The following is an 18,767-nucleotide window of genomic DNA, read 5'->3' on the forward strand; positions in this document are numbered from 1 at the left end:
GCTACAATGGCTACCACGGAGACGAAGGTGACCCGGTTGTTCGGTGGTCCGGGCAGCGGGAAGACGACTGCCCTGCTTGACCACGTCGAAGAGATCCTCGAACAGGATGACGTGACGTTCCGGGATATCCTCGTCGTCTCGTACACTCGTGCGGCTGCACAAGAGGTTCGTGAGCGACTGGCTGAGCGACTCGACGAGAGTCCGCGTGCCCTGCAAGGAAACGTCTGTACAATGCACGCGAAGGCCTACGAACTGCTCGATCTCTCTCGAAACGACGTCATCGGTGAGTCCGACAAAGAAGAGTTCTGTGAGGAGTACGGCATCGAGTACGAAGACGAGTACAGTGGTGCCGGTCGCCGAACCGCTCGCTCGACGACGATCGGAAACAAGATCATCGCGACGAGTCAGTGGCTCCAGCGGACCAGCCGCGACGTCGCCGACTGGTACGATGTCCCCTTCCAATGGGACGAAGAGGAGGTTCGACTCCCGCCCGAGATCGACTCGAACGCCCAGGAGGGCAACAAGTACACGCCAACGTGGCCCTCCGACGACGACCGAATCGACGTTCCCGAAGCGATTCGCGGCTGGCGCTCCTACAAAGGCGAACACGGCAAGATCGGCTTCGCGGACATGCTCGAGCGCGTCGAACAACGCTCGCTCCTCCCGAGCGTCGACTACCTCGTGATCGACGAGTTTCAGGACATCACGACGATGCAGTACGACGTCTACGAGGAGTGGAAACCACACATGGATCAGGTCCTCATCGCCGGCGACGACGATCAGGTCGTCTACTCCTGGCAGGGAGCCGATCCGGCACTCTTACTCGACGAGGAAGTCGACGACGACGTTATTCTGCCAAACTCTTACCGGCTTCCATCGAACGTCCTCAACGCTGTCAACAAGGAGATTCGTCACATCGACAAGCGCCAAGACAAGGACCTCAAGCCGCGCAAAGAGGGCGGTGCCGTCGAAGCCCGGCGTAACGCCTCCATGCTCGACGTCGTCCGAATGGTCCGCCGAACGCTCGTCGAAGACGATAGCACCATCATGATCCTGTTCCGGGCGCGCTATCAGATGTTCCAGTTCATCGACGAGTTCATCACCGAAGGCGTCCCCTTCACCTCGCTGACCGACCAGCGAATGTGGACCGACCGACTCACCCAGTACGTCCGCGCCGTCGAAGCGCTCGAGGAAGGTGAAGACGTTACCGGCCTGCAGGCACGACGCCTCGCCGACATGCTCCAGGAATCCGCGTTCGGAACGAACGAACGCGACGGACTCTTCGACGAAATCGACGAGCGCCAAGAAGAGACCGGCATCGAAGACCTCGAGGAACTCATGATTCCGGCCGACGTAATTGAGGAGTACGCCCCGTTCATGCCCGGCCCGGCCTCGGCGTCTGACATGGTCCGGAAAGTGACGAACTTCCAGAAGAAAAGCATCAAATCCTACTTCGGAATCGGCGAGTACACCGGTATGGCGACCGACCGCGTCCGCGTCGGCACCATTCACTCCGCGAAGGGTCGTGAGGCCGACCACGTCATCGTCGGCACCGACCTCACCGAGAAGGTCGTCGAGCAGATGGTCGCGACCGTCGACGACCCCGAAGCTATTCCCGGTTGTGAGGAGTTCACCAAAACGACCTCGCCCGTTCCCGTCCTCACCGACAACGAACGCCGCGTCTTCTACGTCGGTATGTCCCGGGCTCGAGAACGTCTCGTCATGCTCGAGAACCTCGTCGACGGCGCTCCAACGCTACCGATCGACGTCTTGCTCCACAACGAACTCCGAGAGGAGCCACTCGAGGAGATCATCGAAGCGGCCCAAGAGCCCCAGGAAGCAGACGCCAATAGCGAGGAACTCGAAGCCGAAGCACCGTGACGTCAGCGCCGTCACCCACCACTGGTGAAACCGCTGTGGACTCGCTCGAGGCGGCACTCAACGAGGAACTCGAGGTGCACGAGGCGGTCGCGTTCGTGATCGCAGGCACCCGTTTGGATCCGACGATTCAATACTGTGAGTTAGCACTCGAAGAATCGGCGACGGTCGACGAGGCAGACGACCCCACTCGAATCACTGGAGGAGACCACGGGCCCCAGCCCGTCGGACGAAGCCGCGAGCGTTTCGCACTCGCCTTCGACGGCGACGCGTGGTACGCGGAACGCTCGGCGAGTGCCTCGAGTCACCCAGCCAATGCGCTCGCAATGAAACTCGCCGACTCGAGTGGCCCGGGGACGGTGCTCGCCCCCCGACACATCCCACACGACAGCGCGCTCTACCTCGAGGAGGCCGGCTTCGAATTAGCCTCGTCGGCTGTCGTGAGTCGGATTCGAGCGACGAAGACGGAGCGAGAAGTGGACCGAATCGCGAGTGCGCAGGCGGCCGCGACCGCTGGCGTCCGTCGTGGCGGGACAGCCCTCTCGAGTGCGGCGATCGACGACGAAACGCTCGTTCTCGAAGGAGAGCCGCTGACGCCGGCGCGACTCCGGAGGCTAGTCGACGAGGGAATCGTCTCGGCGGGTGGCTTTCCCGAGGCAAACACGGTCGTCAATCCGGACCCCGAGCACAACCCGTCGACGCTCGAGGAGCAAGCAGGACCCTCCTCGGCGGCCGATCCGCTTCGGGCCGGCGAACCGATCGTCGTCCAAACAGCCCCACGCGGGCCCGGAGACTATCACGGCGGGCTGACTCGAACGTTCGTCGTCGACGGCGACGGCGGGCGAGAACGCCGGGCTCACGTCGGCGTCACCCAGTCCTTTCGCTCCGCAGCGGCTATGTTGACCGCCGATTCGGAGTCGGTGACCGCCGTCGAAGCCGACCTCGAGGCCGAGGTGCGCGCGTTCGGTTTCGAAGAGTCCGATGCCGTTCAGACTCGCGTCTCCGGCGTGGGTCTCGAGCCAGTCGAGCCACCGCTCGAGGGTGGCGACCAGATCGAACCCCGAAGCGTCGTGCGACTCGAGTCGGCCGTCCGCATCGACGACGGGTCGTGGCTCCGAATCGCCGACGTGCTCGTCAAACCGGACGGCGAGCAACGGGCGGCGTATCTCGAGGGACCGTCCCGGTCGCTCGAGCCTGCAGCGATGGGAGACCGTTAGGAACGCTTGTCGCTCGATTCTGCCGTCGTTTCGCTCGAGTCGTTCTGTTCGTCGTCAGCGTCTTTTGGGATCGCACCGGCGGCTCGTTTGGCGAGGAGGCCGGGAACGTCGGAGGGCAACGTCACTCGCTGCTGGACGATGACGAGCGTGACGGCGAGGACGATCAACGTCGCACCGACGAGATGATTTCCGCGGACGAGAAGGAACTCGAGTCCGGCGAGTGCGGCGGGGAGCGCGAGAACGAGCGTCCCTGCCAACTTGATCGTATCGATGATACCGGCCATGAAGCGGGGATACCGCAGGTGTGGACAAAAGGACGGCGACTGTCGCTCGCGAGTTGCGGACGACTGACGACGTTCGGGGGACGACGCGGCGAATTCCGATGACGAACGTGGAACGCATCACGGTGTCGGAACGGATTTATTCGTCCGAGGGCACGTTCGAGTATGTTCACGGGAATCGTCGAGGAAACCGGCGAGATCGTCACGCGTGTCCAAAGTGAGGATGGGCTTCGATTGCGGATCGAAGCCGACGAGGTCGCGACGGGACTCGAACACGGCCAGAGTATCAGCGTCAGCGGCGTCTGTCTCACGGTCGAACGCTTCGAGGACAGGGCGTGGTTCGAAGTCTTCCTCGCCACCGAAACCGTCGAGCGAACGTATCTCGGGGAGCTTTCTGAAGGCGACGTCGTCAACCTCGAGCGAGCGATGCCGGCCGACGGCCGCTTCGACGGGCATGTCGTCCAGGGTCACGTCGACGCCGTTGCGACGGTCTCGAACGTCGAATCCGTGGACGAAGACTGGTTCTTCGAATTCGACCTCCCCGCGGGTTACGGCCGCTACGTCGTCGAAAAAGGGTCAATCACGCTCGACGGCATCAGCCTCACCGTCGCCGATCTGGATACGGAAAACGGCCGCGTCACGGTCGCAATTATTCCAACCACCTACGCCCTCACGACGCTCTCCGAGAAATCCCCCGGTGATCCGATCCACCTCGAGGTAGACGTACTCTCGAAGTACGTCGAACGGCTGCTCGAGGCGCGGTTCGAGGACTGATATGGTTCAGCGTATTCAGGGGAGGAACTGTGAATTCGTGTCTCTTCACTACGGTGGAATGGTCGTGTGTCGCGTTTATTGACTGGGAGCTATCGAACAGATAATTTCGACGTAGCCGTCGGGATCGGTCGGTTTTTCTTTCACCAAATCCGCCTTCGTCGAGGGACAATGGTCGGCCTCCACCTTCGCTTTCGAGCCGGTTAGTATCACTACCGGAATATGAGAATAATCAGTCTTGATAGCGGTCAACACTTCTCTCCCAGTCGTTCGTCGGAGGTTCCAATCGAGAAACACGAGGTCGGGTTCGGGTGTATCCGAGTACTCTCCTCGCTGGTAAATAAAATCTACACTTGCCGCGCTCGTCGAGACACTATGGACAGTCACGTCGAGCGAGGAACCGTCGACCGTCTCCTCGACGAAGCGAATGTCAGCCGGGTTGTCTTCCACTAACAGGATGTCGTTTACTTCGCTCGATGAGTTGGGGTGGGTCGATGTATCCACGGTTTGCTCCCTCAGAACACGTCTGAGTGAGTTCCGTTAGGACGGGAAACACCGTCAGTGCTATTTTTGGCTATACAACACTCGTTATACGGTTTACTGATTTGAGTCCGCCGTGGCAGGAAGGTTGCTTCCGAGTATGTGTTTCATCCCCCGGCGGAGCCGAGACCCGACGGCTTGCTGTGAGATGCCGAGTTCGTCGCCGAGTTCTTCCATCGTCACCTCACGCGGAGATTCGAAGTACCCACGATCGTATGCGAGTATCAGTGCGTCTTGTTGCGTCTCAGTGAGTGCTGCCTCTGTTTCGGTCTCAACCGGCGTCAGTGCGTGCAGTTCCGTCAGCGTAACCGGGATCTCCACCTCCCGACAGCGCGTGTGAAAGGTCCCAACATCGCTTCGAGTGTCCCCGCGAATGTCGAACGTCCACTGTTGATTCGTGCCGGTCGCCTCGATGAGTGGGATGTCCGTCTCGATAAGCACGCTCAGCACGTCGTCGTACTCGAGCGACCACTCGACGCGCAGGAGATACTCGTCGTCGACGGAATCGACGAGTTTGATTTGCTTCACACCCGGGTGGTCAGAAAACGCTCCCTCGATGTCTTCAATTTCCGTTCCTCGAACCCAGAAGTAGGGAATAACCACGTCACGCGACGGGATCAGACGCTCGAGTTCGACCGTCACGTCCGGTAGTTGTGCGAACACGGTTCCGAGGGGAAACTGGTCGGATGGAACGGTGAAGGTCGCCTCAGTAGCCATTACTCGAACGATGTCACGCTGGGGTAAAAACCTCTCATTGAACGGGAAAGCGGGCCGAACGACTCCATCAATCCACTCTCGATAGCTCTCGACTCGCTGACTACGTCGCTCCAGTTGTCGATCCGCTCGGTTCAGTCTCGAGTGGAAACTAACGACCTCGTCCTGCTGGTTCGTAGTCGCAGGACGGTCCTGGATACTCTGGGGGTGACGTCCGACGATCAGTACTCCCGACTCGAGTTACGTGTTCACATCCTCCCAACTCTCCTCGCCGAAGAAGTTCCTGAGCGCGGCGATGACGGCCGCGTACGTCACGAACGCGAGAGCGATGAATCCGAAGACGATCAGTAAGAGGATCGTTCCCATACTCCGAACACGTCGAGAAAATAATATAATTTTTTGGTTCGACTGACTCGAGAAACTGCCGCTCCCTACCGCTTTTTCAGGACCTCCGGTGGCAATCGACAGCCACAGGGAGCGACCTGTGCGGCGGACGGTTCGAGGAGTGCGACAACCATCACCGACTCGTGGCACTTCGGGCAGTGCGTCCAGCGTTTCATGCCGTTCGCGTCGCGATAGCTGTAGGCATCGTACTTGTGTCGCGAGCCGTCCGTGCTGTCAGCCTCGTCGTTCCCGCTGGAGTTGTCGTCGCTCACGTCGACCACTCCAACACTCGAGGGCGGGTTGGTTGGGGCTCCATCAGTTGCGACAGGACCGCTTCTCGAGGAGTGTGATTCGGTTGCTGTTCGGGACGTTTATATCGTCGTGGGAGTAATGTAATCATGGCTTTTCGAAGCCTTGCGGCTTGGAAGCCACGTCTCGGGTGTCCTATCACCCGGGGCAGTTTAGACGTACGCCCCCGCAGCTTGCTGGAGCGCGGCTTCCGTTCTAAATGTTGTCGTATTGTGACTTATATCTACTGTTGTATCTGTGAAATCGACTCGGGAGGCGGACGAACGGCCGAGCGAACGGAACGAACGGAACGAACGCGACTGAGCGAACACGGTCGAAAAAGACAGCGAACAGAGCGAACGGGCCGCGTGATTAGACGCCCGGCACGCCGAACGCGTCGATCTGAATCCCGGGGGCCGCGTTCACGAGGAAGAGGATCAACAGCGCGGACAGCCACGCGGTGAGGCCGATAAGCGCGGCGTTCATCCAGCCGCCGGGGTAGCGCCAGTTGATGACCCAGATCCAGGCCACGAGCGCGATAAGCGGCCCGATCAGCGGAATCCAGGCCACGAGCGCCCACGCGATCGCGCCCACGAGCGCCGTCACGACCGCGTGTGAGTAATCGTCGACACCGGCGATCACCGATGCGCCGAAGTAGATCGCGAGTCCGCCGACGAGCAATGCGACGACGAACGCGACGAGTGATCCGATGAGTGCAACCATCACAACATCGTAGACGTCCACTCGGGAAATAAACTTCGTTGCAGTCGGTAATCGAAACGGTTCCTCGAGCGCGGGAGTCTTCCTTCTCAGCGCTGTGGCGGATCGAACTCCGTCAGTTCTGGCTCGGGAATGTCACCGGTATCGTCTCTGACAGTTCGGGAGGTCCGGCGATAACGAACGATCTTCCGGTAGAGGTAGTAGCCGACCGCGAGGTCGAAGACGATCACGTAGCCGACGAATGCAAGGCCGTAGGGCACTGCGTAGAGCGTCGCGACCAGTTCGGGGACGATGCCGACCGTGACGTTGTACGTCCCGTGGACGAACGCGGCGATGAGCAGTCCCTTCACGACGAGCGGGCCCGCGTTGTCGGGGTTGAACTTCGCCAGTCCGAGGTAGTAGCCCGCGATCGCGGAGTAGATGACGTGGCCGGGGCCGACGAGCGCGCGAACCGTCGCGATACCACTCGCCGCGGTGATCGTCCCGACGTCGGCCGCGGCGACCTCACCGGAGATGTAGATTGCGTTCTCGATGGCGGCGAAGCCGAGACCAGCGACCGCGCCGTAGACGGCTCCGTCGATCACCGCGTCGAACGTGTCGCTGCGATACGCGAAAAAGCGCACTGCGAGGAGTTTGACGGTCTCTTCGACCGGACCGACGATGAGGTAGAAAAAGAGCACCGTGCCGATCAGGGGAATTGACTGCAACACGGGTCCGACCGCCGAGTTCACGACGGCCGCGAACGTCGCGAACAGGACGGCGAGGACGAACGTGGCGACGAGGAGGCTCAGGGGCTCGTTCGACGTGATGTCCGTGTACCAGATGAACGCCGCGAGGAGGCCTGCGGGAACGACCGAGAGTCCGAAGAAGACGGCGAGCGACGGGTCCTCGAGCACCAAAACGGCTGGCTGAACGAGTAAGAGGAGCGTGATCGCGAGTGCGACGACGAGGAGAACCGTCTGGTAGCCGTAATTGAGGATATCGAAGACGGTACACGAAAATCGATCGAGTCGCGAACGAGGTTCCCATGTCGAGACGTCGTAGAGGTCCCTCGAGTGCTCGTCGGCTCGCTCGATCGGGTCCTGCTGTCGATCCATATGACTGTCTACGAGAAGCCTGCTGGTAAGCGTTCGGCGGTCAGCTTCCAGATACTATCGAGTTTCTGATTGCTGTTCGGTGCACTCGAACGGCGTCGACCGACGAGCACTCAGCGACAGTGGACCTGAGTAGCCACCTCATATTTGTATGCTGACGTGAGTTGAGATACTGAAGACTATCAAATGGACGTCAATCGCGACGGAATGCGTGAAAGACGACTTCACAGCAGTACTCATCAGATCCAGTACTGTATCATGGACATCGAACAGTACGCGGATCAATCACACTGGAGGGTCGAACAAGGACATATCTGAATCAGGACTCGACCGAAACGAGAAACACGTGACGACACCGAACTCGAGGCGATGGTCGGCGACTCGCGAGTCACCGTCGAGGACGGCGTTAGCGAGTTTGGCGAGCATGTGAGTGAGTCCCCTGCTGACAGACCCGATCGTACCTCCTAACGACATCGAAAAAGCGGTTCGTGAGTACGATGTATCGGACCGCTCGATGATCGTCCAGTTGATGACTTTCACGATTGCTTGTGCGGTTTATATCCCAGTCTATTGACGTACTTTGAGCCGCCAGTGTTTCCTAATTGCTTCAAAAAAAAATTTCCGGAGATGATTACACTCAGTGCTGGGAGCCGCTGACGGCGATGTCGAAGTCGTCGACATCTTCGGCATCTTCCATGATAGTGACTTCAAAGGCCCACGTTTGGTCAGGATCGAGATCCTGCGTGTTGGTCATATATCGGTCAAGTTGATGCCCATCTGCATCGTACACGCGGACACTGACCTCAACGTAATCGAACATGTCATCGTCGCCATTTTCGACAACTCCCTCGACGTACACCTCGTCAAGGAACTCGTCTTCTTCAACAACTAAGTCGTGCTCGGTAATCGAGAGATCTCCAAACTCGAGATAGTCCTCACCTTCATCACGGTCTTCGACTTCTTCCTCGTCTGGGAGGTCGTCCTCGTTCTCGTTGCCGTTGTCGTCGTCATCGTCGCCGCCACCCTGATACTCTCCGTCATCATCGTCTGCACTCCCAGTACAACCTGCAAGTGCTGCACCGATCCCAACGCCACCCATTGCGATTACCTTCCGCCGCGTCTGTTTCAATTCCATCTACAATCTACACAGACACTCAAGGACATATGTAGTAATCGAATTTTGAACGGAATTGGTAATATTTCGTGAAATTCTAAAAAACGAGTTTGTTGGAGAATACATAATCAGCACTCGCTTCGAATTCCACATTCCGTTTGCGAGGGGAGGTTGAAGTCCAAGAAAACAGGTGTATCCAGGCATTGGTAGTACACTCGAACATAACGAGGACTATTAATTCATCTGAAGAGATGTTCACGTATCCTAGAAATCGTTCACACATTCGAGTCGGTGCTCGCAGCACATAGCGCGCACTCGGAATGCACAAAGGCCTCCCTCACCAACCGGCGAGCATGCACTTCGATCAACGAACGCAACAGGCGCTGCGGGAGGTCGGCCTCGAGACCGACGACCTGAGAGCCGCGTCGACAGCCGTCGTCGAGGCCGTCGAAGCGGACGCGAGGGCGCTCGAGGAGTTCTTCGACGAGTCCAACACCGTCTACTCGGATATGGAGATGGCTCACTCGAGCGCCGAGTTCCCCGAACACGCGGTCGAATACCTCGATCTGACGACTCACGCCGACGAGATGCGCGGCTGGCTCCGATTCGATACGTGGGGCGCGTACGTCGAAAACGGACGACTCTTACCCGACGACTCCGTCGAACTGACGCTCGGGCCGACGATCAACGACCGCGTTCGGTTCGCCCCCGACCGCGAGACGTTGCGGTGATCGACGTGCGTGGAACGCTCAAACGAGACACAGGACGCGACCGACTGCGGACGACGGAGGGATTCTAATGACGACCGCGCGAGTCCGTGGCATCTACACCACGGCCATCACCCGGCTTATCGAGGAGAACGGCCTCGACGTGGTACAGGCATCAGACCCGATCCAAGCGCGTTTCGACACGGACTTTGGGACCGAACCGGCCGACGTGACCCTCGAGACAACGCGAGACAGACAGGGCGTCGAAGTTTCCGGCGTCCTCGATGACGTCGACGAAATCGTGGCCGAACTCGAGGCTCTCGCGCTCGATTCCTTCCGCTGGGAGGACGACGTCGCTCGCGGCGCCGTGTTCGACTGCGAGGTGCTCGAGGCCGGCGGCGGCAGCGGCGCGACGGTCGACCTCGGCGAGGGGCGACGTGGCTACCTGACGTACGACGACGTTGACGGCTACGTCGACGCCGGAAACCGCTATCGCGTGCAGGTCCGGGAACCGACGCCGCCCTGGAGCGACGACGACCCGCGAGTCGTCCCGACGCTCGAGGTGCAGGGCGGACTCTGCCACCTCTCACGGGACCGAAACGGCGTGTCTGCGGCCCTCCGTGGTGAGCGAGCCGAGGAACTCGTAGGCATGACCGAGTTGCTCTCGGTCGACGTGCCGGCGGACTGGGGCCTGCGCTGGCAACGGACAGCCATCGACGCCGACCTCGAGGGAATGACGGACGCCCTCGAGCGGGTCGCAACTCGCGCGGAGACGCTCGAGGACAACCTTGCGGACGCGCCCGAGGACCCTGGCGAACCACAACTGCTCGCGTCGCCGCGTCGGACAGCGTGGTGCTGGTTCGGCCGCGAAACCCGGTTCGAACTCGACGCGCTGCGACGCGACGTCGAGACGACGATGCCCGGCCACCACCGAACGAAGGCCGCCGACCGGGCCGCGAGCGCCGCCGTCGACTTCGCGGAGGCTGTCTCCGAACCCGATAGCGACGCTGCATCTGGGGACGACGACTTCCCGTTCGACGCCGTCTCCGAGCAGTTCGGCCCGACGACGGGCGACCGCCTCGAGATTCGCCACGGCAAACCCGACGGCCAGTGCTTCTCGCTCGGCCGCGGAGAGGTGACCGACTGGGATCGCGACGGATCGATTACGCTCGAGCGCTCGATGCGCGGGGGCGGCAGCTACGACGCACTCGGCGTGGCGAAAGAAGACGGCGACGTAGCCGTCACGAAGCTTCGCGAAGGTCGCTGGTGGTATCCGACGACGTACAGAAGCGACGACGGCTCCGCGAAGGGTACCTACGTGAACGTCTGTACCCCCGTCGAACTGTTTCCGGACGCGGCGCGCTACATCGACCTCTACGTCGACGTGATTCGCCTGCCAGACGGGACGGTCGACATCGTCGATGCGGACGAACTCGAGGCCGCAGTCGACGAGGGTCACGTCTCCGAGGAGTTGTCTGCGAAAGCGCTCGGTGTCGCCGAAGCCGTCGAGCGTGCACTGTCGAAGTAAGCGAAAGAACGTTAATCGGACGCGGAGGCGACGTCGCCGCGGGGACCGCCCGCCGGCAGCAGGTGCACGTAGTCGTTGAGGTCGAGGGCGAACGACTGCGTGGTCGTCGGCTGTACCCAGCGAAATTCGAACTCGGCACCGTCTTCTTCGCCGCCGTCGGTTACCGTGTGGGTCCAGCGATCGCGGGACTCCTGTACCGTCGAGTGAAAGAAATGACGGACGTAGCGCTTGGGCGGCGACTCGCGACGCGTCCAGACGTCGGTCGTCAGGTGCGCCGTGCCGGTCAGCGTCGCGAGGCCACTCTCCTCGCGAACCTCTCTGAACAGCGCCGCGCGTGGTGATTCACCGTTCTCGAGCGTGCCTTTCGGGATCTGGAGGCCGTCGTGACCCGGCCCGTCGAAGACGAGGAGTTCGCCCGTCTGGCGAGTGATGTATGCACACGCTTTCTGTACATACGTAACGGTATTCATAGTATACCAACCCACACCACCCCCATTGAAAAAGTGTGGCCCCAATATTGTTAGCGTTTGATGAAGAAAGTAATACGAATACTGAAAAGTCAGGTGATTCGGATTAGTCAGCTGTGGTGGTCGAGTCGGACCTCGAGACCGTCTCGTCGTCGAGATGCGTAAAGAGGGTCGCGAGTGCGGGACCCGAGATGTTGTGCCAGACGCTGAACAGGGCCGGGATCAACGCGGCGATCGGGTCGAAGAAGGCGACCGCCAGCGCGACGGCGAGGCCGCTGTTCTGGAGGCCGACTTCGAACGCGCAGGCCCGTGCTCGTCGTTCGGGCATCCCGGTCGCACGGGTGATACCGTAGCCAGCACCCAATCCGATGCCGTTGTGGACGACGACGGCGAGGAAGACGAGCGCACTCGCAGCCAGAATTTCCTCGACGTTGAGCGCGACGATGCCGGAGACGATGGCGACGATCGCGAGCACGCTGATCGCGGGGAAAATCGACAGCCCGGCCTCCGCGGCAGCTGGTGCGTACTCGTCGAGGACGTACCGAAGGATCAGCCCAGCGACGACGGGAAGGAGCACGATCAAGACGATCTCCTGGGCCATCTCGCCGAACGTGACCGTCACCGACTCGCCGGCGAGGAGGACCACCCAGGCGGGCATGACGATCGGTGCGGCGATGGTCGTCACCGACGTGATCGTCACCGAGAGCGCGACGTCGCCCCGTCCGAGGTACGTCATCACGTTCGAGGCCGTTCCGCCGGGTGCCGCGCCCAGCAGGATGAGTCCGACGCCGATCTCCCACGGCAATCCGAGTCCGATCACGAGCACGTAGGCGAGAACCGGCATGATGACCCACTGGGCCATCGCGCCGACGAAGACGTCCTGTGGTCGCTCGAGGATGCGCAAAAAGTCCGCCGGCGTGAGCGTCAGCCCCATGCCGAGCATGATGATGCCCAGAAAGAGCGAGATGTAGTCGCTGATCGGGACGAAGGGCTCCGGCGAGTAGAGGGCGAACCCCGACGCGATCACCACCCAGACGACGAAGTACTTGCTCGTGAACTGTCCGATTCGCTCGAGTCGAGAGTGTTTTCCCATTCGATAGTCACCAATCCGTGAGAGTCACAGACACACCTCTCTCGGGTCGGTATAAGAAAGCGTAGGATTTGCCTCACTCGTCTCGTGAGTCGCTGTGGTGTACCGTCTGAGCGAAAATCGAACGGGTCGAAATACCGCGTTCAGTCGACCGCGAGAACAGTCAAGTCGGCGGCGAGAACGATCAATCGACGGTGAGGGTGATCAGTCGGCGGCGAGTTTGTCGAGGCCCGCCGACGAGATGTCTTCGCCGTCGACCGAGGAGCGAAGCGAGTCCATTCCGTCGTCGCGGTCGATGTCGAAGTCGTTCGCGTACAGTTCTTCGACGCGGGCCATCTCCTCGTCGGAGAGTTTTGGCACCTCGCTCGCGGCCGCCCACTCGTCGATGTCGGCTTTCGTCCGGAACGTCGGCGTAACGCTCGCGACCGGGTCGTGGCTCAGGAGCCACGCGATGGAGGCCTGTCCCATCGTTCGCTCGCCACCCTGTTCCAAAAAGCGCAGGTTCTCGAGTTTCTCCCAGCCCGTCTCGTACCACTCGTCGGGGCGGAAGCCGCGGTGGTCGCCCTCGCCGAGTTCTGTGTCGGGTCTAACCTGTTCGTTCAGGATGCCCGAGGAGTGAGGGACGCGGGGAATCAGGCTCGTCGAGGAGCCCGTTCGGTCGATCGTCTCGAGGAAGTGATTCCCGACTTCCTGTTCGAGAACGTTCCAGACGAGTTGCAGAGAGTCGAACTCCTCCTCGATGGCGAGGTCGCCCTCGGCGAGCCAACCGATCGACGGGCCGAGTGCGAGGCCGCGGGCGCGGATCTTGCCTTCTTCCTTGAGTTCGTCTAAGAGTTCGAGCACGTCGGGTGTGATCTCGTCGACGTTGGCGTTGTGGAGTTGGAGCACGTCGATCGTGTCGATCTCGAGGCGCTCGAGGCTCTGCTCGACGGCGTCCCGAAGGTACTCGGCGTCCATCTCCTTCGGAAGTTCGCCGTGGCCGGCCTGGGGGTTGTTGTAGAAGTCGTAGCCGACCTTGGTTGCAATCGTCACGTCCTCGCGAACGTCGGGGAGAATCCGACCGAGCAGTTCCTCGCTGCGGCCGTGGCCGTAGACGTCGCCGGTGTCGACGTACGTGACGCCCTGATCGATGGCGTACTCGACCATCTCGAGTGCATCTTCTTCGGAGCGATCGCCCCACCAGTCGGTGCCGACGACCCACGCGCCAAAGCCGACTTCGCTGACCTCGACGCCGGAGTCGCCGAGTTCCTGAGAGTGCATACGGTTGCCTTAGAATCGAGGGGACTTATCCTGACCGGAACGTCCCGCGGCGCGGGAAAATCCACAAGCGAAAGCGACGGACGAGGCCACGCTCGAGGGCCGATTCGTCCGGAGCGAAGCCACGACCACGGCGTCGTTCGAACGCTTCAATAACGCTGGCCTCGTGGGTCGAATATGGCCACCGAGCGTCCGGGACGACTCGAGGAATTCCTCCCCGTACTCGTGATCGTCGTCGCCGTGCTCGTACTCGCCGTCGGCGTCCAGTACGTCGCCGTCTCGCAGTTCGATCCGCGATCGTTCACCGGTTGGGCGATCGGTGCGGGCGTATTCCTCGCCACTGTCGCCGTCGTCGTTCCCGCGATCCTCTTTTACCAGTGGGAGCGCGAAGAGCACGCGACTGCACAGAGCCGCCGACAGTAATGCACAGAGCCGTCGACAGTGAGAGTCACCCGAGCGCGAATTCGGTGCTTACGAATCGTCGTTGTCACTCGAGTCGGTCGATTCCGCCTCGTCCTCGTCGGGTTCGACTTTCAGATGCGAGGCGTCTTCCTCGGGCGTCTCCTCGGGTTCGTCGGCGTCTGTCTGGGTCGGCTGAGCCTGCTCTGGATCGGGACCGGTCGCTTCGCTGACCTCTTCGGCCATCGCGGTATCGGAGACGTCGACCTCGGTCTCTTCGTCGGTATTTCGTCGCGGATCTGCCGAATCGGCCCCGCTTTCGGGTTTCGATCGAGGCTCGTCACCCGCCTCGTCGGTGAACTCGATTTCGGCGTCCGACTCGTCGTTTCGCTCGTCACCGAGTTGGGCCGAGTCGTCGATCTCGCCCTCCGCATTGATCTGAGATTCTCGACCCGAGTCGTCACGCTCGGCGGCGGCGTGGGCCTGATCGGACGTCTCTTTCCCGTCGGTCTCGCCGTCTACCTCCTCGAGCGACGGTTCGAACGTCTCAGCGACATCGTCACTCGAGTGGTCGCGACCCTGTCGAACGCCGTAACCGAGCAAGCCGGCACCGAGTACGCCTTTGGGCACCGCGCGAAACTGCCCGCGGCTGAGCGAGCGCAGCGCCGAGAGGAACAACACGCTCCCGGCGAGGAGCGCCACCAGCGCGCGTTTTGGCGTGCGAACGACGAGCGACGTGGCCGTCTCGAGTTGGTCGTCGACGTCGTACTCGTCGAGTCGATCCGTCGGCAACTCCGTCTCGTGGGCTGAATCGTGATCCTCAGACATAGGTTGATCCGATGCGCACGTTGCGCTCGCCTCGACCTTACCGGGCCAGACAGTTGAATGTTTGACCGGCAGTTGAGACTATCGAGATCGAGACCGTTCACTCGAGGAACAAGACGAGCGAGCGCTCACTCTCACCACTCGAAGTGCTCCGGATCGCGAGCGGCGAGTGCCGTCCGAACGGCGGCGACGTTTTCGGGTACGTCGTGGACGCGGACGATGTCAGCACCTCGGTCGGCGGCAAGCGCGCTCGCGGCGACCGTCGCAGCCCCGCGTTCGCCGGACTCGCAACCGACGTGACCGAACATCGACTTGTGGGAGTGACCGAACAACACGGGACAGCCCAGCGCGTGGAACTCCGCGAGTCGGTCGAGAATCTCGAAGCTCTCGGCGGCTGATTTGCCGAATCCGATACCGGGGTCGACGACGATCTTGTCGCGGTCGACGCCAGCCTTCTCGGCGAGGAGGATTCGCTCCGAAAGCTGGTCGATCACGTCCTCGACGACGTCGTCGTACTCGACCTCCCGCTCCGGAACGACCGGCGCGTCGATGCTGTGCATGACCACGAGTGCGGCATCGTGTTCGGCAACGACGAAGCGCATCTCCGGGTCCTCGAGCCCCGAGACGTCGTTGATGATGTCCGCGCCGGCCTCGAGTGCGGCGTCCGCGACAGCGGCCTTTCGCGTGTCGATCGAGAGCCGGACGTCGAGATCCGCCAATCGTTCGACGACGGGCACGACGCGCTCGATTTCCTCCTCGATGGGGACGGGGTCGGCACCGGGGCGAGTCGACTCGCCACCGATATCGATCACGTCGACACCGGCGTCGATCATCGCTTCGGCCTGCTCGAGGGCGTCCTCGAGTGCGTCGTACTCGCCGCCGTCGTGGAAGCTGTCCGGCGTGACGTTCAAAATTCCCATCACGGCGGTGCGTTCGTGCCATGGATAGGACGTATCCACCCGACCTTCGGACGAGCCAGTCGCCTCGCTCGCGTCGGCGTTCTCGAGTGTCGCGCGAACGTCTTGGGCGACGTCAGTCAGAGCGGATTCCCGTTCGGACTCGAGCGTATCGACGAGACGCTCGAACTGCGACAGCGTCCCCATCAGGACAGCGTCGACGGTTTCGTCGTCGCGCTGGAGACCGGAGAGGGCGCACTCGCCGCCCTGGCGTAACAGCGCGGATTGTAGTGTCGTCGCGTGCTGGCGCTCGAGCGTGAGCGTGAGTACCCGGTGGACGGCCTCGCCTCGAGAGCTGTGACTGGCGAAGCCGGGAACGTTCGCACTCGAGAGCACGGTGTTGGCGTCCGCGAGGGTTCGAACGCGTTTCGGGACACCGGTCGCCGTCCAGCGAGAACGCGCTTCGGCGACGGCGAATAAGGAACCGGTGACGAGCACGCAGTCGTCGGGACCCGCGTCGGTGAGTGCGCTCTCGAGGGCGTCTCGAACCGTCTCGTTCGTCCGAACGTCCGCGGCGCCGGCGTCGTCGAACACCGTCGCGAGCACGTCTCGGTCCTCGGCGCGTGCGAGTGAGGGTTCCGTCGTCACCACCGAGTCGGGCGTCGGTAACGCGGCGACCATCTCGCGGTGGTCCTTGTCGTGCATCGCGCCGAAGACGACCCGAAGGTCGTCGTAGGCGTACGTCGAGAGTGTCGCCGCGAGTTGCTCGCAGGCACCGGGGTTGTGCGCGCCGTCGAGGATCACCAGCGGCTCCGTGTCGATCACTTCGAATCGACCCGGCCAGTGTGCGTTTCGCAGTCCTCGAGCGAGGTCGTCGTCTGTGATAGCCGCGACCTGTTTCGCGAGGACGGCCGCGATACCGGCGTTTTCCGCCTGATGTGCGCCCGGTAAGGGAAGTCTCGTCTCGAGTCGCCAGTCGTCTCGCGTGATGGTGACGGCGCTTTCGGTGTGGTTCACTCGACCCTCGTACTCGACGAGCACGTCGGCGGGTTCGTCGTCGTCACTCGGATCGTCTGCGAGTTCGTCCACGGTCTCTTCGCCGTCTTTAGTCGTCGAACGAACCGTCACGACGTCGTCGGCGACCTCCCGGACACCCGCGAGCGCGTCACCCGAGACTCCCGTCACCAGCGGTTGGTCTGCGGGGACGACGTGGGCCTTGTCTCGAGCGATTTCGGCTTCGGTCTCGCCGAGAATACCCGTGTGCTCGAGCGTCACGCTCGTCACGGCGCTCGCGACAGGGTCGACGACGCTCGTCGCGTCGTACTTCCCACCGATACCGACCTCGAGGACGGCGACGTCGACGTCCTCGCGCCCGAAGTGCCAGATGGCCATCGCCGTCATCGTCTCGAAGAACGTCGGCGAGTTGCCGTCGGCACCACGTTCAGTGAGGTACTCGCGAGTCGCCTCGACGTAGTCACGAACGGCCCCGCGGGGAATCTTCCGCCCGTCGACGCGGATTCGCTCACGAAGGTCCTCGAGGTGTGGCGAGGTGTACAGTCCCACGGAGTACCCGGCCGCTCGAAGGCTCTGTTCGACCATTCGCGCTGTGCTCCCCTTCCCGTTGGAGCCAGCAATCTGTACGAACTTCACCCCCTCGTGGGGCGACTCGAGGTGCTCGAGGAGCCCCGCCGTGGATTCCGTCCCCGGCTTCGGGCGGAACCGCCGCAGATCGAAAAGAAAGTCCGCTGCCTCGTAATACTCCATACCCAAATCACAGAGTCCGCGCGCTTTAGGGTGTCGGAGTCGCGTTCGTGACGCTCGTGTGAGAGGAGTCTATCAGTCGCTGTGATACTCTCTTAGCGTGTCTAATGAGATACCAGAATGTTCTTTTTGCCCGTTGGAATACGGCGGGGTATGCTGTTCCCCGAGACAATCGAGACCGAGCGACTGACGCTCGAGCCCCTCTGTCACGAGACCGTCGACGTCTTCGACTTCTATCAGTGTTGTTCAGCGCACGAGCAGGGGATCGACGAGGTGACGCGATACTTGCCGTGGAATCCACACGAATCGGTTGCGGAATCGAAGGCACACATCGACGAACTCGAGCGCCAGTGGGAGCAGGGAACGCGGGCGCAGTACGTAATTCGACCCAAAGCCGGGGAGGACGGTGCCGGAACGATCGCGGGTGCAGGTGGACTTCGACTGGACTGGGAGACCCAGACCGCAAAGCCCTGCGTCTGGTTGCGCAAACCGTTCTGGGGACGTGGCTACTCGAGTGAGCGTGCCGCCGCAGTCATCGAACTGGCGTTCGACCAACTGGATCTCGAACTCGTCGCCGTCACTATCCAGGACGGTAACGAACGCTCGCGAAACGCTGCCGAGTCCTACGTCGACACCTACGACGGCCAGTACGACGGCATCATCCGCAACTCGGACGTCAGGCCGGACGGTGAAATCATCGACCACCACCGCTACACGATCACGCGAGGGCAGTACCGACAGTCGGACGGTGGCGATCGAGACGAAACGGCGGAGACGTTCTCCTACGAGCAAGCCGCGGGTCAATCGAACGACTGACCAGCGATCGAAGAACGACG

20 protein-coding genes are annotated in these 18,767 nt (G+C 61.7%); 7 read left to right on the forward strand and 13 right to left on the reverse strand.

What is annotated here, in order from left to right:
- Positions 1-6: 6 nt before the first annotated feature.
- The gene (locus BLW62_RS04960) at positions 7-1,881 is read left to right on the forward strand and encodes a UvrD-helicase domain-containing protein (RefSeq protein ID WP_090505723.1); all 1,875 of its coding nucleotides are present in this window, start codon (positions 7-9) and stop codon (positions 1,879-1,881) included.
- Between the two features lie 35 nt (positions 1,882-1,916).
- Positions 1,917-3,095, forward strand: coding sequence for a M24 family metallopeptidase (locus BLW62_RS04965; protein WP_245726664.1), 1,179 nt, complete (start codon positions 1,917-1,919; stop codon positions 3,093-3,095).
- On the opposite strand, the gene BLW62_RS04970 is transcribed toward BLW62_RS04965, so the two are convergent.
- A complete protein-coding gene (locus tag BLW62_RS04970; RefSeq protein WP_090505725.1) occupies positions 3,092-3,379 on the reverse strand; it encodes a DUF7533 family protein in 288 nt (95 codons plus the stop codon). The two genes, BLW62_RS04965 and BLW62_RS04970, sit on opposite strands and share 4 nt — an antisense overlap.
- A gap of 162 nt (positions 3,380-3,541) precedes the next feature.
- On the opposite strand from BLW62_RS04970, the gene BLW62_RS04975 reads away from it, so the two are divergent.
- On the forward strand, positions 3,542-4,150 hold the full coding sequence (locus BLW62_RS04975; protein ID WP_090505727.1) for a riboflavin synthase: 609 nt from the start codon (positions 3,542-3,544) through the stop codon (positions 4,148-4,150).
- 75 nt (positions 4,151-4,225) lie between these two features.
- On the opposite strand, the gene BLW62_RS19205 is transcribed toward BLW62_RS04975, so the two are convergent.
- From BLW62_RS19205 to BLW62_RS05005, 7 genes are all read right to left on the reverse strand, one after another.
- Positions 4,226-4,651 (reverse strand): response regulator, encoded by a 426-nt coding sequence (locus tag BLW62_RS19205; RefSeq protein WP_175459681.1) that lies wholly within the window; start codon positions 4,649-4,651, stop codon positions 4,226-4,228.
- 93 nt (positions 4,652-4,744) lie between these two features.
- Positions 4,745-5,404 carry a helix-turn-helix domain-containing protein gene (locus tag BLW62_RS04985; protein WP_090505729.1) on the reverse strand — a complete coding sequence of 220 codons (660 nt, stop codon included), beginning with the start codon at positions 5,402-5,404 and terminating at the stop codon, positions 4,745-4,747.
- A gap of 237 nt (positions 5,405-5,641) precedes the next feature.
- Positions 5,642-5,767 (reverse strand): hypothetical protein, encoded by a 126-nt coding sequence (locus BLW62_RS19090; RefSeq protein ID WP_281246633.1) that lies wholly within the window; start codon positions 5,765-5,767, stop codon positions 5,642-5,644.
- Positions 5,768-5,832: 65 nt separating this feature from the next.
- Positions 5,833-6,057 (reverse strand): hypothetical protein, encoded by a 225-nt coding sequence (locus BLW62_RS04990; protein WP_139305376.1) that lies wholly within the window; start codon positions 6,055-6,057, stop codon positions 5,833-5,835.
- 388 nt (positions 6,058-6,445) lie between these two features.
- The gene (locus BLW62_RS04995) at positions 6,446-6,796 is read right to left on the reverse strand and encodes a hypothetical protein (protein WP_090505733.1); all 351 of its coding nucleotides are present in this window, start codon (positions 6,794-6,796) and stop codon (positions 6,446-6,448) included.
- An 86-nt stretch (positions 6,797-6,882) separates the two neighbouring features.
- Positions 6,883-7,890 carry a PrsW family intramembrane metalloprotease gene (locus BLW62_RS05000; RefSeq protein ID WP_090505734.1) on the reverse strand — a complete coding sequence of 336 codons (1,008 nt, stop codon included), beginning with the start codon at positions 7,888-7,890 and terminating at the stop codon, positions 6,883-6,885.
- 634 nt (positions 7,891-8,524) lie between these two features.
- Positions 8,525-9,022, reverse strand: a complete 498-nt coding sequence (locus BLW62_RS05005; RefSeq protein ID WP_217630524.1) for an FxLYD domain-containing protein — start codon at positions 9,020-9,022, stop codon at positions 8,525-8,527.
- A gap of 332 nt (positions 9,023-9,354) precedes the next feature.
- Between BLW62_RS05005 and BLW62_RS05010 the strand changes: the two genes are divergently transcribed.
- The gene (locus BLW62_RS05010) at positions 9,355-9,732 is read left to right on the forward strand and encodes a DUF7532 family protein (protein ID WP_090505738.1); all 378 of its coding nucleotides are present in this window, start codon (positions 9,355-9,357) and stop codon (positions 9,730-9,732) included.
- Positions 9,733-9,799: 67 nt separating this feature from the next.
- Positions 9,800-11,236, forward strand: coding sequence for a ribonuclease FAU-1 family protein (locus tag BLW62_RS05015; RefSeq protein ID WP_090505740.1), 1,437 nt, complete (start codon positions 9,800-9,802; stop codon positions 11,234-11,236).
- Between the two features lie 11 nt (positions 11,237-11,247).
- Here BLW62_RS05015 and BLW62_RS05020 read toward each other — a convergent pair whose 3' ends face one another.
- The 3 genes from BLW62_RS05020 to BLW62_RS05030 all read right to left on the reverse strand — a co-directional run bounded on the left by BLW62_RS05020 (position 11,248) and on the right by BLW62_RS05030 (position 14,053).
- Positions 11,248-11,706, reverse strand: a complete 459-nt coding sequence (locus tag BLW62_RS05020) for an NUDIX hydrolase (RefSeq protein ID WP_090505742.1) — start codon at positions 11,704-11,706, stop codon at positions 11,248-11,250.
- Between the two features lie 103 nt (positions 11,707-11,809).
- Entirely contained in the window at positions 11,810-12,796 is a 987-nt protein-coding gene (locus BLW62_RS05025) for a bile acid:sodium symporter family protein (RefSeq protein WP_090505744.1), read from the reverse strand.
- A gap of 201 nt (positions 12,797-12,997) precedes the next feature.
- Complete coding sequence (locus BLW62_RS05030; protein ID WP_090505746.1) at positions 12,998-14,053, reverse strand: aldo/keto reductase; 1,056 nt, start codon at positions 14,051-14,053, stop codon at positions 12,998-13,000.
- Positions 14,054-14,227: 174 nt separating this feature from the next.
- Here BLW62_RS05030 and BLW62_RS05035 point away from each other — a divergent pair, with 174 nt between their 5' ends.
- A complete protein-coding gene (locus BLW62_RS05035; RefSeq protein WP_090505748.1) occupies positions 14,228-14,473 on the forward strand; it encodes a hypothetical protein in 246 nt (81 codons plus the stop codon).
- A gap of 48 nt (positions 14,474-14,521) precedes the next feature.
- Here the strand turns inward: BLW62_RS05035 and BLW62_RS05040 are convergent, their stop codons facing one another.
- Positions 14,522-15,277 (reverse strand): hypothetical protein, encoded by a 756-nt coding sequence (locus tag BLW62_RS05040; protein ID WP_090505750.1) that lies wholly within the window; start codon positions 15,275-15,277, stop codon positions 14,522-14,524.
- Between the two features lie 131 nt (positions 15,278-15,408).
- Positions 15,409-17,934, reverse strand: a complete 2,526-nt coding sequence (gene folP, locus BLW62_RS05045; RefSeq protein ID WP_090505752.1) for a dihydropteroate synthase — start codon at positions 17,932-17,934, stop codon at positions 15,409-15,411.
- Positions 17,935-18,084: 150 nt separating this feature from the next.
- Here folP and BLW62_RS05050 point away from each other — a divergent pair, with 150 nt between their 5' ends.
- Entirely contained in the window at positions 18,085-18,747 is a 663-nt protein-coding gene (locus tag BLW62_RS05050; protein WP_175459682.1) for a GNAT family N-acetyltransferase, read from the forward strand.
- The last annotated feature ends 20 nt before the right edge of the window (positions 18,748-18,767 follow it).

The organism is Natronorubrum sediminis, from assembly GCF_900108095.1.
In the GTDB taxonomy this organism is placed as follows: Archaea; Halobacteriota; Halobacteria; order Halobacteriales; family Natrialbaceae; genus Natronorubrum; species Natronorubrum sediminis.